This is a genomic window from Pseudomonas sp. CCNWLW23, assembly GCF_037095675.1.
GTDB classification, from domain to species: domain Bacteria; phylum Pseudomonadota; class Gammaproteobacteria; order Pseudomonadales; family Pseudomonadaceae; genus Aquipseudomonas; species Aquipseudomonas atacamensis.
In genome coordinates this window covers 86,383-99,713 of sequence record NZ_JBAWKM010000007.1, presented here as the reverse complement: position 1 = coordinate 99,713, position 13,331 = coordinate 86,383, and the positions used below count along the sequence as shown (strand labels likewise).

10 protein-coding genes are annotated in these 13,331 nt (G+C 61.0%); 4 read left to right on the top strand and 6 right to left on the bottom strand.

What is annotated here, in order from left to right:
* Nucleotides 1–13 precede the first annotated feature (13 nt).
* The 4 genes from V8J63_RS11520 to V8J63_RS11505 form a co-directional block, all read right to left on the bottom strand.
* Nucleotides 14–415, bottom strand: coding sequence for an ExbD/TolR family protein (locus V8J63_RS11520; RefSeq protein ID WP_024011153.1), 402 nt, complete (start codon nucleotides 413–415; stop codon nucleotides 14–16).
* A gap of 1 nt (nucleotide 416) precedes the next feature.
* A complete protein-coding gene (locus V8J63_RS11515; protein WP_336464068.1) occupies nucleotides 417–1,142 on the bottom strand; it encodes a MotA/TolQ/ExbB proton channel family protein in 726 nt (241 codons plus the stop codon).
* Nucleotides 1,143–1,187: 45 nt separating this feature from the next.
* A complete protein-coding gene (locus V8J63_RS11510) occupies nucleotides 1,188–1,997 on the bottom strand; it encodes an energy transducer TonB (protein ID WP_016772225.1) in 810 nt (269 codons plus the stop codon).
* A 409-nt stretch (nucleotides 1,998–2,406) separates the two neighbouring features.
* On the bottom strand, nucleotides 2,407–4,767 hold the full coding sequence (locus V8J63_RS11505; RefSeq protein ID WP_122698838.1) for a TonB-dependent receptor: 2,361 nt from the start codon (nucleotides 4,765–4,767) through the stop codon (nucleotides 2,407–2,409).
* Between the two features lie 165 nt (nucleotides 4,768–4,932).
* Between V8J63_RS11505 and V8J63_RS11495 the strand changes: the two genes are divergently transcribed.
* The gene (locus tag V8J63_RS11495) at nucleotides 4,933–7,188 is read left to right on the top strand and encodes a sulfatase-like hydrolase/transferase (RefSeq protein ID WP_442963519.1); all 2,256 of its coding nucleotides are present in this window, start codon (nucleotides 4,933–4,935) and stop codon (nucleotides 7,186–7,188) included.
* A 153-nt stretch (nucleotides 7,189–7,341) separates the two neighbouring features.
* Here V8J63_RS11495 and V8J63_RS11490 read toward each other — a convergent pair whose 3' ends face one another.
* Nucleotides 7,342–8,262 (bottom strand): TauD/TfdA dioxygenase family protein, encoded by a 921-nt coding sequence (locus tag V8J63_RS11490; protein ID WP_336464067.1) that lies wholly within the window; start codon nucleotides 8,260–8,262, stop codon nucleotides 7,342–7,344.
* A gap of 182 nt (nucleotides 8,263–8,444) precedes the next feature.
* Between V8J63_RS11490 and V8J63_RS11485 the strand changes: the two genes are divergently transcribed.
* Nucleotides 8,445–9,365, top strand: coding sequence for a LysR family transcriptional regulator (locus tag V8J63_RS11485; protein WP_336464066.1), 921 nt, complete (start codon nucleotides 8,445–8,447; stop codon nucleotides 9,363–9,365).
* 143 nt (nucleotides 9,366–9,508) lie between these two features.
* Here the strand turns inward: V8J63_RS11485 and V8J63_RS11480 are convergent, their stop codons facing one another.
* Nucleotides 9,509–10,522 carry an ABC transporter substrate-binding protein gene (locus V8J63_RS11480; protein WP_336464065.1) on the bottom strand — a complete coding sequence of 338 codons (1,014 nt, stop codon included), beginning with the start codon at nucleotides 10,520–10,522 and terminating at the stop codon, nucleotides 9,509–9,511.
* 395 nt (nucleotides 10,523–10,917) lie between these two features.
* Between V8J63_RS11480 and V8J63_RS11475 the strand changes: the two genes are divergently transcribed.
* Both V8J63_RS11475 and V8J63_RS11470 read left to right on the top strand, forming a co-directional pair.
* Nucleotides 10,918–12,516, top strand: coding sequence for an ABC transporter permease (locus V8J63_RS11475; protein WP_336464064.1), 1,599 nt, complete (start codon nucleotides 10,918–10,920; stop codon nucleotides 12,514–12,516).
* Nucleotides 12,513–13,328: an ABC transporter ATP-binding protein gene (locus V8J63_RS11470; RefSeq protein ID WP_336464063.1), complete on the top strand. Its 816-nt coding sequence runs from the start codon at nucleotides 12,513–12,515 to the stop codon at nucleotides 13,326–13,328. The genes V8J63_RS11475 and V8J63_RS11470 overlap by 4 nt, the downstream gene beginning before the upstream one ends.
* Nucleotides 13,329–13,331 lie beyond the last annotated feature (3 nt).

Here is a 13,331-nt window from a genome sequence, read left to right as displayed (position 1 = left end):
AAACGAAAATCTGTTACCGCGCAGTAATCACCGACAACTTGGTAATCCCCGCCCGTTCGATCGAAGCCATGGCTCGCGCCACTTCGCCGTAATTCACCCCATCATCGGCCTGCAATTGCACGCGCACCTCCGGGTCCTTGGCTTTGGCCGACTTGAGGTTGAATTCGAGCAAGTCGGGCTGAATCTGGTCCTTGTTGATAAACAGCTTGCCGGCGCCGTCGATGCTCACCACCAGCGGATCCTTCTGCTCGACCGGAGCCACCGCTTCGGTCTTCGGCAGGTTGATCGGGATCGCGTTGGTCAGCAGCGGCGCGGTGACGATAAACACCACCAGCAGCACCAGCATCACGTCTACCAGCGGCGTCACGTTGATTTCGCTGAGCACCTCATCCGTGTCTTGCGTGGAGAAGGCCATATCAGGACGCCTCCTTCACTTTTGCCGCGTTGCCCGACGTTGCCACCTTGTGTGCGGTCGGGTGGATCAGCACGCGGAACGCGCTCTTCTGCGCCAGGCTGTAGAAGTCGTGGGCGAAGTCATCGAGATCCGCCGCGGTCAATTTCAGACGACGCAGAAAGTAGTTGTAAACCAGCACCGCCGGCACCGCGACGGCGATCCCCACGCCAGTCGCGACCAGTGCCGCACCGATCGGCCCGGCCACCGTTTCCAGGCTCGCCGAACCGGCGGCGCTGATGCCTTTCAAGGCCTCCATGATTCCCCACACCGTGCCGAACAAACCAATGAACGGCGAGGTGCTGCCAATACTCGCGACCACCGCCAGACCGGTTTCCAGCGAACGGCGCTCGCGGACGATCTGCTGGCGCAAGGCACGCTCGAGGCGATCCTGATGGTTGATCGCCTGGCTCAGATCATTCGCCTGCGGCGCCTCGCCCACCTGGATCGCTGCATAGCCAGCCTGCGCCACTCGCGCTGCGGCGCCGGGCTGGGTTTCGCTCAACTCTGCCGCGACATCCAGACTCGAAGCTGCCCAGAAGCGTTTATGAAAGCGCCGATCCTGCGCTTTCAGACGACCGAACTGCACAGCCTTGAGCAACGCCAGGCCCCAAGTGGCGACGGAAAAACCCACCAGCAGCCAGATCACCGCGCTTTCGATGGATTCCAGTGGAGATGCCAGTAACGTCATGATGTGTTCCCTCGTATAAACATTTCGCGCGAATTTGGTTTCGGTTTAATGAATCTTGAAATCGATGGGCACGCTGACCCAGCCGTCCTGGGCGACATCACCCTGCTTGGCCGGGACGAAACTCCAGCGCTTGACGGCATTCAGCGCCGCATCGTCGAGCTGTTGCCGACCACTGCTTTTGGCAATCTGAATCTCGCCCGGTTTGCCGCTGGCCAACACATGCACCCGTAACAACACCGTGCCTTCCCAACCGCGCCGCTGGGCCAGCGACGGATATTCCGGCGCCGGGTTTTTCAGGTATGCAGCATTGGCTGAAGCCGGGGTAACGGGCGCAGGTGCCGGTGGCGCGGGGGGCGCTGGCGCTGCGACCGGGGCTGCCGGTTTCGTTGGCGCCGGCGGCTGCTCTACCGGCTTCGGCGCGGGTTTGGGCGGCAGTTTCACCACCGGTTTGGGTTTGGCGATCGGCTTGGGCGGCGGCGGTTTCACCGCCAACTCATCCTCCACTGGCGGTGGTGGCTCGACCACGTGCGCCGGTGGTGGCGGCGCAACAACCGGCGGCGCGGGCGGAGCCGGGCGTGAAAACTCGATGGTCATCGGCGGAATTTCCGGCGGTACCACCGGCAGCACCGGCGTCGGTTTCTGGCTGACCCAATAAATCACTGCACCGTGCACGATCAACGCGAGCACACCGAGCAGAAGGGTTTCGCGCCGACTCAAAATGCCCTTGGGCGCACGCTGCAAACGCAACTGTCCCAACGGCACACGGTGCGGCCGGCCAAGATCGACCAGTTCGCCACTCGGCGTGTGCCGCCACAACAATTCCCCTGCGCTGGCGGCGGTCTGGACATTGCCCATTGTTCAACTCCCTGCGGTCTCTTTCGTTCTACGAGCCAAAGTGATCGACCCGCCATTCTTGAAGCCCCCACGGCGTAGTCGATGGGGCAATCATTGGCTGTGGACGCTTATCACCGAAAGCAATCTTTAACGTTATGCATAGGCCTTCAAGGAATATACAAATCATCCGTTTTTACCGAAGCCGCGCACTACAAGGGCTGCAGCGATCTGCCATAAACGCCATGCTTTTACGGCATGAAAAGTATTCGGCTACGGCATCCGTTAACGCCTTGAAAGGCTGTTTTTGGTTCGCTGATTGCCGACGTCATGCGCCATTGCCGTCGTCGCTATCGATCAGCTGCGTCTGCTTGCCGGCGCCGCTGAGGACTGGTTGAACGGCCATGTCCAGATCAGCGCCTTGATAGCCCGATCAGAAGTCGTAGCGTCCTGTAACACCCAGGGTCCGTGGCGTGCCGAGCAGGCCTTCATAGCCGCCGTTACCGCCGGTCCACAGGGTCGTGTAGTAGGTTTTGTCGAAGGCGTTTTTCAGCCACAGCGAGACATCCCACTGGCCCTGATTGAAATCGCCGCGCAGGCCGGTGGAAAGGTTGACCACCGCGTAACTGGGGATCTGCCCGTAATCGGAATCCTCGACCGTGCCCACCGCTTTGGAGCGGAACGCGTAGCTGCCGGTGACGTAGGGTTCGAAGCCGTTAGCCAGATTCCATTTGTATTCGCCGTTGGCGTTGCCGATCCATTTCGACGCGCCGACGACTTGATGGCCGCTGAGATCGCAGGAGGCCGGTGCACCCGGTGCCTGGCTGACTTCCGGCGGGCACGGTGCATCCTTGTACGAGAGGTAGCTGACGTCGTTGTACGAACCGTTGAAGTTCAGCGTCAGGCCACGCAACGGCACCACGGTGCTTTCGAACTCGATGCCGCGCGAGCGCACCGAGCCTGCGTTGGTCAGGTATTGCACGCGGTTGGCGGCGTCGTAGGCATTGGTCTGGTAGGCGTTGACCTGGGTCCAGAATACGTTGGCGTTGAGTTGCAGGCGGCGATCCCACAGGGTGCTTTTGAAACCGAGTTCGGCGTTGTTGGCGCGCTCGGTGCCGATCAATAACGAGTCGGCGCCAGCGGTAGGTGCGGAGCCGACCGCGAGGTTGACCCCGCCGGATTTCTCGCCGTGGGACAGCGTGGCGTAACCGAGCACATCATCGGTGATGCGATAGCTCAGGTTGAGCAGTCCCGAGGGGCTGGAGCTGTACTGATTCAAGTCACCGGAATCGTAGACGCCGGCACGGCCGCGACGCGCATTGGCTGCCGCGCCGGCCACAGCTACACCGCCGACCGGCGCGTTGCGGCCGACCGAGGCGTTTTTCTCTTCGTAGGTGCCACGCACCCCGGCGGTGAAATCGAGACGTTCGCTCAGGTGCCAGGTGCCTTGGGCAAACAGGGCGAAACTGTCGGTCTGGATATGGCCGTTGCCGACGCTGGTGACGTTGGCCAGGCTGCCCGCCGGTGTGCCATTCCAGATATCGGCCTGCGGGCCGTAATAGGAGAAGGATTTGTTGTCCAGATCCGAGCCGAAATAGTAGGCGCCGACCACATAATCGAAGAACTCACCCTTGGGCGAGGCCAGGCGAAATTCCTGCGAATACTGTTTGTCTTCCACCGACACGCCGGCGTTGTAACTGGCCGGCACGTTGAGGCCATCGTCGTTGCGCGGGGTGAAATTCCAGAAACGATAAGAGCTGACCGACGTCAGGGTGAAGTCGCTCGGCAACGTCCAGTTGGCTTCCACCGACGTGCCGCCCTGATGCACGGTGACGTGCTGGTCGTTATCGAGATTGACCTTGCGATGCCGGCCGTTGACCAGCGTTGCCCCGGCTGCACTGGCCCGCGATTCATACAGGTTGACGCCGTTGATGGTCGGCCCTGTGTTGTACAACACGCGAGTGCCGGCGCTGGAATCTTCTTCGTTGTAATCGCCGATCCAGCGCAGATTGAAATCTTCATTGGGCTTGAACAACAGCTGCGCGCGGAAGCCCTCGCGGGAGCCGCCGTTGAGGTCGTGGCCGTCGTATTCGTTCTTGATGTCGCCGTCACTGCGCGTGCGATACGCCGAGAAGCGCCCGGCCAGCTGGTCGTTGAGCGGTCCGGAAATCGTGCCCTTGGTCTGGAAATAACCGTCCTCGCCGACCGAGGTTTCGATACTGCGTTCCGGTGTGAAACTGGGCGCGCGGGTGCTGATGTTGATAACCCCGGCGGTGGTGTTCTTGCCGAACAGCGTGCCTTGCGGACCGCGCAAGACTTCGAGCTGCTCGATGTCCATCAGATCGAACACCGCCATCCCCGGACGGCCCAGATAAACGTTGTCGATGTACAGGCCAACGCTGCCTTCCAGGCCATCACTGGCCGGGTTGTTACCCAAGCCACGGATCGACACGCTGGACTGGCGCGCATGCATGTAAGCGACGTTGACGCTGGGCACCAGTTGCTGCAAGTCCTGAATCCGGTAAACCCGTTGCGTCTCCAGATTCTGCCCACTGACCACGCTCATTGGCGTCGGCACGTCTTGCGAACTTTCTTCGCGGCGGCGCGTGGTGACGGTCACGGTTTCCAGCTGGGAACCGCTGGCCGCCGCTGTGCCTGCGGGGACGGGCGGAGGGGTTTCGGCTTCGGCGGCATAGCCGTGAGTCCAGGTGGCGCTGCCTGCCAGCAACAGCGCCAAAGGCAGGCGTTTGAGCCGTCGGGGAGATGGGGGTAACGCGAGATTCAACGGACTCATGGCGCGGCTCCTGGTCAAAAAACACACAGACATCTTCAGTGCTGCATATTCTTTTCAGTTATTTATTTATGGATTTACAAATATTTACTGCATAAGAGATTGCCTTTATAAGGAGTCGACCTAATGCATATCCAATGCATTTCCCGGATATTTTTTATGTGAAAAATGCATATCGACTTGCGCCAATTGCGTCACTTCATCGCTCTGGTTGAGCAACGCAGCTTTGTCGCTGGCGCGCAGGCGGTGAACCTGTCGCAGTCGGCATTCAGCCGCAGCATCCAAGCACTGGAACACAGCGTCGGCTGCCAGTTGGTCGACCGTGGGCGCAAGGAATTGCCGCCGACCAAACAGGGCCATGTGCTGCTCGAACATGCGCGGCGACTGGTCAGCGGTGCGCAGCAGATGGCCAATGAGATCAGCCAGTTCAATGGCCTCGAGGCCGGGGAATTGCGCTTTGGTTGCGGGCCGGCGCCAGCCGCCGGATTGATCCCGCGCGCGATCGGCGCATTCATCGGCCGCTACCCGAAGGCGCGCGTACAGTTTCTGGTCGATGACTGGCAGAGCCTGAGCAAACGCCTGCTCAGCGAAGAGTTCGAATTCTTCGTCGCCGATACCCGGCAATTCGAGGCCGATCCGGATTACCAGACCTACCGCTTGCGGGCACGCAAATGGCATTTCTGCTGCCGCGCCGGGCATCCACTGACGGCGTTTGAACGCATCACTGCCGAGCAATTGCTGAGTTATCCACTGGCGGCCAGCATCCGCCCGCCGAACCTGCGCAAGGTCATCGTCGACCTCAGTGGCCGCCCTGATTTCACCCCGAATGTGGAATGCGAAAACGGCTCGAGTCTATTGAGTGTGGTGTTGCGCTCGGAGGCGATCGGAATTGTCGGCGATCTGCATACACCGAATATCGATCGCCTCGCAGCTCAAGGGGTGCGTTTCAGCCGCGCCTACACCCAAGGCACGATCTGCGGCCCGTCGCGGATGTCGGCCTACACCGGGCGCTATGTCAGCAGCCATCAAGTGGCCTGGAACGCGGTGCCGTTGCCGCTGGATGAATTGACGATCGGCGATTACCTGCGACCTCACGGCATCCGCACCGCGCTGGTCGGCAAGACCCATGCGACGGCCAATGTCGACGCCTTGCAGCGTCTGGCGATCAACCCGCAAAGCGCGCAAGCCGAGTTGCTCAATGAGGTCGGCTTCGAACCGTATCTGCGCCACGACGGCATCTACCCCGACGATGCTTCATTCGACGACAAGCGCGAATCCGCGCCCTATACCCAATACCTGCGCGCGCAGGGCTTCGATGGCAAGAATCCCTGGCACGACTGGGCGAACGCCGCCGAAGGCGAGAACGGCGAAATCCTCAGCGGCTGGAAAATGCGTCATGCGAATTTGCCAGCACGAATTCCCGAGCAACACTCAGAGACTGTCTACACTACAAATCGCGCCATCGACTTCATCACCGAGCAAGGCGAGAAATCCTGGTGTTTACACCTCTCGTACATCAAACCGCATTGGCCCTACATCGTACCGGCACCGTACCACGCCTTGTACAGTACGAAATCGATTCTCGAAGCGGTCCGCGCGACGCCCTCCGCAGCCAGCAAACACCCCGTATACATTGCCTTTCGCCAACATGAGGAAAGCCTCAACTTCTCCCGCGATTCAGTACGATTGAATGTAATCCCCACCTACATGGGCCTGATCAAGCAAGTGGATGATCAGTTGGGGCGGCTGTTCGATTTTCTGCAGAGCTACGGGCGTTGGGATGACACGTTGATCGTGTTCACCAGCGATCACGGCGATTTCCTTGGCGATCATTGGCTCGGTGAGAAGGAGTTTTTGCTTGAGCAGGCGGTGGGCGTGCCGTTGATCGTGCGCGACCCTCGGGCGGCGGCGGATGTCACTCGCGGCACTGTCGATGAGCGGCTGGCGGAAACCATTGATGCGTTGCCGACGTTTCTTCAAGCGTTGGGATTAGCGGGCGCGGAACACCGGCTGGAAGGGCGTTCATTGATCCCGTGGCTGCACGGGGAAAATCCCGATTGGCGCCGCTATGCAATCAGCGAATACGACTACGCCTTTCAGGCCCCGGCACGCGAGCGACTCGGCCAGCCGATCGACCGTTGCCGCATGACCATGGTGCGCAGCGAGCGCTGGAAATACTTGGCGTACGACGGGTTTAGACCGCAGTTGTTTGATCTGTTGAATGATCCGCAGGAGCTGAATGATCTGGGTGAGGACCCGGCGTACGCGGCGGTGCGCGAGGAGCATGCGGGGTATCTGTTTGAGTGGATGCGCGGGCTGAAGCGACGGACGACGATCAGCCATCCGGAGATCGATTTGCGCGGGCAGCGGTTTCGTTATGGTGAGCCGGAAACCGAGAAGGTTGTTCAGATTGGTGTGTGGTAGCTGTGATCAAATGATCATTCCCACGCTCCGCGTGGGAACGCAGCCCGGGACGCTCCGCGTCCCAAAACCGGACGCAGAGCGTCCGTTGAGGCATTCCCACGCAGAGCGTGGGAACGATCAATGTGGGAGCGAGCCTGCTCGCGAAGAGGCCAATCAGACGCCGACGATATCCGGACCTTTGATGGTCTGACTTCGCTGCCCACTCACCCCCACTGGCACCTCGCCCTTGAGCGTCACCCGGCGCACCACGCGATCCTGGGTGCCGTAATCATCAATCGCGTAATGCTGCGTCGAGCGGTTGTCCCAGATCGCCACATCTCCAGCCTGCCAGCGCCAGCGCACGGTGTTTTCCTGGCGGATCACATGGCTCTGCAGCAAACCGAACAGGTGTGCCGAATCTGCCTGTGAATAACCTTTGATGCGTTTGACGAAATGCCCCAGCAGCAAGCTCTTCTCGCCGCTGATCGGGTGCACGCGCACCACCGGGTGCTCGGTTTCGTAGACAGTCGAGGTGAAGACTTTGCGATAGCGCTCCAGCTTCTCTGCCGAGACGTCCGGCTTCGCACCGGCGTAGTCGTACTCGTTGCTGTGCACAGCGGTCAGTTTGTCGGCCAGCTCACGCAGCTCGCTCGGCAAGCCGCTGTATGCCGTTGCGGTGTTGGCCCACAGCGTATCGCCGCCGAAGGCCGGGGCGACCACCGAGCGCAGGATCGAGGCTTTCGGGTAAGCGTCGACGAAAGTCACGTCGGTGTGCCAGGAGTTGGCGCGCTGACCTTCGGCGCCGTCCAGCTCGAGCAGGTAACGGGTGCCTTCGCGCGATGGCACGGTCGGGTGTGCCACCGGTTCGCCAAGCAGATGGGCGAAGGCTTCCTGACGCTGCTCGTCGAGCTGCGTCTGCTCGCGGAAGAACAGCACTTTGTATTCGACCAAGGCTTGCTGGATGGCCTCGACAGTGGCGGCGTCCAGCTCACCGGACAGGTGCACGCCGCGGATTTCGGCACCGATACGACCGGCTACCGGGTGAATATCCAGCGCTTGAGAAACGGGTTTTACGGCGAGTGCGGCATTGCTCATGGGAAGACCCTCATCGACGGTTTGCGGTTTTGGCGGCAGCGAAACAACGCTCTATGTATATTCTATTTATATCTAACAGATATTCGTATGCTTCGTTGACGGAATAAGAGGTTGCATTTAAAACCTCAAGCAACCCTCGTCGCAAATGCCTTCGAGCTATTTTTAGGATGCCGGAAAAGCATATGGATCTTCGCCAGTTGCGCTACTTCATCGCCCTCAACGAACACCGCAGTTTTGTCCGTGCGGCAGACGCCATGGGCATCACTCAACCGGCGTTCAGCCGCAGCATTCAGGGACTGGAGCAGGAGTTCGGTTGCGTGCTGGTCGATCGCGGCAACAAGGATCTGCGTCCGACGCCCGAGGGCCAGGTGGTGCTGCAACATGCCTTGAGCCTGGTGCAGGGCGCAGCGTTGCTCAGCGCTGAAGTGACGCAAATGACCAAGCTCGACGCCGGCGAAGTGCATTTTGGTTGCGGGCCGGCGCCAGCGGTGAAACTGGTGCCGGATGCGGTGGCGCAGTTCATCAATGCGCATCCGAAAGTGCGCACCTGTTTTCAGGTGGAAAACTGGGAAAAACTCAGCCGCGCGCTGAGCCGCGAAGAGATCGAATTCTTCATCGCCGACATCCGTCATTTCGAGTCCGATCCGAATTTCCAGACGCAACCGCTGACGCCCAAGCGCGGGGTATTTTTCTGCCGGCCGGGGCATCCGTTGCTGGCCAAGGAAAGCCTGTCGACCAACGACATGTTCGACTACCCGCTGGCCGCCACCCTGATCCCGCCGGGCATTCGCAAGCTGCTGGCGAATCTCAGCGGGCGCATCGATTTCTCGCCGACCATCGAGACCGAGCACTTTCCGGCACTGGTCAAAGTGGTGCTGCAATCCAATGCAATCGGCGTCGGCACGGAGGAGGCGTTTATTGAGGATGTCGCCAAGGGTTCGCTGGTGCTGTTGCACTGGCGCAACCTGCCGCAGAACCTCGAAAGCATGAACGCCCGCTGCGGCATCGTCAGCCGCACCGGATTCCGGTTGTCGCCGGCGGCGAGGGCAATGATCGAGACGTTGGTCGCGGTGGATCGGCAGGACGTCAGCGTCGCCGTCTGAAAAACCTTCGTGGCACACGCCGATCGTTCCCACGCTCTGCGTGGGAATGAAACCCGTGACGCTCTGCGTCACAAAGGACGCGGAGCGTCCTCGGCTGCATTCCCACGCGGAGCGTGGGAACGATCTGGAAAGACGCTGGAGATCTAAAGCCTGGCTGCAGAAAGCTCTGGCGCCACCCAATCGCTGACCTTGAACGGCTTGCGGATCAGCTTCTGCTGCGCCGCCAGGTCGACCTTGTCCTGCAGGCCGCTCAAGAACACCGGATCCAGTGTCGACGGGAAAATCTCGCTGAGATTCTGATCCTTCAGATCCTGAGCCAGAATCACCGGCGGATAACTGGCCAGCCCTGATACCAGCTGCACATACGCATCCTTGTTGCTGTCCTGCGTCAGCCACTCGACCGCTTGCTGCTGCGCCTTGAGCAGTTTCGCAATGACCTCAGGATGGGCGTCGACAAACTTGCCATTACCCAGCAACACCGCCTGCACGCTGCCAGCGCCGCCAAGGTCCTTGGTGGTGAGCGGCAATTCCGCCAGGCCTTTGGCTTGCAAGGCACTCAGCGCGGAGCTGCCCCACGAGGCATCAATCTGCTTGGCCGCGAGCGCCGAGACCGCCGCGTTGAAATCCAGATTGATCACCTTCAGATCCTTCTCGCTCAGGCCCTGACTGGCCAGCGCCGCATCGAACGACAGCTGCGTCGCCGTCCCGCGAAAGATCGCCACGCGTTTGCCCTTGAGATCCTGCAGGGTCTTGATTCCCGAGCCGGGCACCACGCCGAGGTATTGCTTGACCCCACGCGCCGTGGCGCTGAGCAGGCGCGTGTCCAGACCATTGGATTTGCCGATGATCGCGGCAAGGTCGCCGAGATAGGCCAGATCAACCTGGCCGTTGGCAAACGCCTCATTGATCACCGGCCCGGCGCCCTTGAAGAAACTCCACTGGATCTTGATGCCCTGCTCGGCGAAGGCCTTTTCGAAGATCTGCTGATCGCGCAGCACATCGACGATGCCGCCGCCGCTGTGTTGAGTGCCGGCGCTGAGGTCGGGCACGGCGATGCGGATTTCCTTGAGTTCTTCGGCTTGGGCGCCAAGCGCAAGAAAGCCTGCAAGCGCCGGGGCGGCCAGCAGGCTGATGATTCGTTTGAAGGGAAGGTTCATGGGTGCGGCTCCTTGATCGCTAAGGAGCCGAAAGTAGGCTGGATGCATACCTTCACTTAAATACTATAAATGCACATTTTTATATCCATACGACCTAAGTGAGGGCGTGTGCGGCTTGCAGCGCGATATGCATTAACAGCATCGAAAATATTCTTCGAATGCATTGGATGCGCGCAAGCAGGCAAGCCTTAAATGGATTCGCTTATCTCCCGATAGCATCTAACGCAAGTTTGTTAGATCAGTTTCATATATGACGAAACCCAGTGTGGGAGCGAGCCTGCTCGCGAAGAGGCAATGCCAGCCGACATCAGTGCTGCCTGAAACAGCCATTCGCGAGCAGGCTCGCTGCCACATGAAAAGCGGTTCGCCATGCAACCCGACAACGGAGGTCACCCATGGCCCGTCAATCTCTGCTCAGCCTGCCGCTGGCCGCGCCGCCGCGGAAAAGCCGTCGCACCTGGCCGAGCCTGAATCAACGCCTGTTGCCCTGGCTGTTGCCCGTCAGCCTGTTCGTCCTGTGGTGGCTGGCCGCGCGCAATCAGTGGATGAGCGAGCAGATCCTGCCGGCGCCATCGCTGGTGTGGAGCAGCGCTGTGGAACTGGCCCAAGGCGAGTTGTGGAGTCATTTGTGGATCAGCCTGCAACGGTTGTTCCGGGGCTTGTTGGCAGGCGTTTCGACCGGCGCGGTGCTTGGCGCCGCACTGGGCTTCAGTCGACGTCTGGAGCGCCTGGTTTTTCCGACATTCGCCGGATTGGCGCAGGTGCCGACGCTGGCGTGGATTCCGCTGTTCATGGTGTTTTTCGGCATCGGCGAACTGCTGAAACTGGTGGTGCTGATCAAGGCCATTGTGGTGCCGGTGACCTTGCACACACTGGTTGGTGTGCGCGATGCACAACCGAAACTGCGCGAAGCCGCCGCCGTGTTGCGCCTGCCGCCGCGCTTGCTGATTTGGCGCTTGGTGCTTCCCGCTGCGCTGCCGGCGTTCATGGCCGGCGTGCGCCTGGCACTCGCTGCCGGCTGGACCTCGTTGCTGGCGGTCGAGCTGCTGGCCTCCAGCGAAGGCATCGGCTATCTGATGGTCTGGGCGCGGCAGTTGTTCATGCTCGACATCGTGTTCGTGTGCATCGTGGTCATCGGTCTGATCGGCGTGGCGATGGATCGCGGCATCGGCCTGCTCGACCGCAGACTGGTGCACTGGCCGCACCCGGCCACCGCGCAAATCACACGCGGCCCGCGCTATCAGGGCTGGCAACGCCTGCAACCGTGGCTGTTGCCGCTGGGCTTGTTGGCGCTCTGGCAACACGCCAATGATCAGCACTGGGTCGACGCGAATATTCTGATCAGCCCTGCGGCTGTGCTGAGCACGACATGGGACGGACTGCTCGACGGTACGCTGGTCAACGGCATGGCGCTGAGCCTGAGCCGCACCCTGGGCGGCTTGCTGATCGGTGGCGGCCTCGGTTTCGCCCTGGGCTTGCTGCTCGGCATGTCACGTCTCAGCGAACGCCTGCTCGGCCCGACACTCGCCGCACTGCGGCAGATCGCGATTTTCGCCTGGGTGCCACTGCTCACCGCGTGGTTCGGTCTCGGCGAACTGGCCAAGTGGGTGTTCGTCGCTCTCGCCGCCTTCTTCCCGCTGTTCATCGCCACCCAGCGCAGCGTCGCCAACCTCTCGCCGCAACTCAACGAAGCCGCGCAAGTGCTGCGCCTCGGCCTCGGCCAGCGCCTGCGTCGACTGGTCCTGCCCGGTGCTGCGCCGGGGATCTTCGCCGGGCTGCGATTGAGCCTGATCTACGCCTGGCTCGGCACCATCGGCGCTGAATATTTCATGCCGTCCAATGGCGGCATCGGCAGTCAGATGATCGGCGCGCAGCAGCTGCTGCGCATGGATCTGATCATGGCCGGCATGCTGCTGGTCGGCCTCACCGGCGCCCTGCTCAACCTGATCGGCCAACGCCTGGAAATTCGCGCGACCCGCTGGAGACACGCATGAACGCACCAATTGTCAGCTTCAACCAGGTAGGCAAATCCTTCGCCGTCAACGGTTTCGAACTGGAGGCGATTCGCGAATTCAACCTGGACATTGCCGAGGGCGAATTCGTCGCCATCGTCGGCTCCAGCGGCTGCGGCAAATCCACATTGCTGCGTTTGCTGGTCGGCCTCGACACCGAGTTTCGCGGGCACATCAGTGTCGATGGCAAGGCCGTTAGCGGCATCGGCGGCGAGCGCGGTATCGTCTTTCAGGAACATCGTCTGTTCCCGTGGCTGACAGTCGCCGACAACATCGGCCTGGGCCTGGTCAATGAACCGCTGAGCGGAGCGCAGAAGCAACAACGCATCAAAGACTTTATCGAGCTGGTCGGCCTCAGCGATTTCACCGCGGCCTATCCGCATCAACTCTCCGGCGGCATGGCGCAGCGCGTGGCGATTGCTCGCGGTCTCGTCGCCAGCCCGCGAATCCTGTTGCTCGACGAACCCTTCGGCGCCCTCGACGCACTGACCCGCCAGCAAATGCAGGACGAGCTGCTGGCGATCCGCGAGCGGGCACAGATCACCACGATTCTGGTGACCCACGATGTCGAGGAAGCGATTTTTCTGGCCGACCGCGTGGTGGTGATGGAGCCGCGTCCGGGGCGGATCAAGCAAGTGGTCGACATCGCCCTGCCGCACCCGCGCCAGCGCAGCAGTTACGACTTTCATCAGCTGCGCGAAGAACTGCTGCACGAGCTGACCAGTGATGACCATTACCAACCGAGCGCAGCGGTGCAGATCCGCGATCTGCCGCTGACGTTCATTGCCTGCTGAACA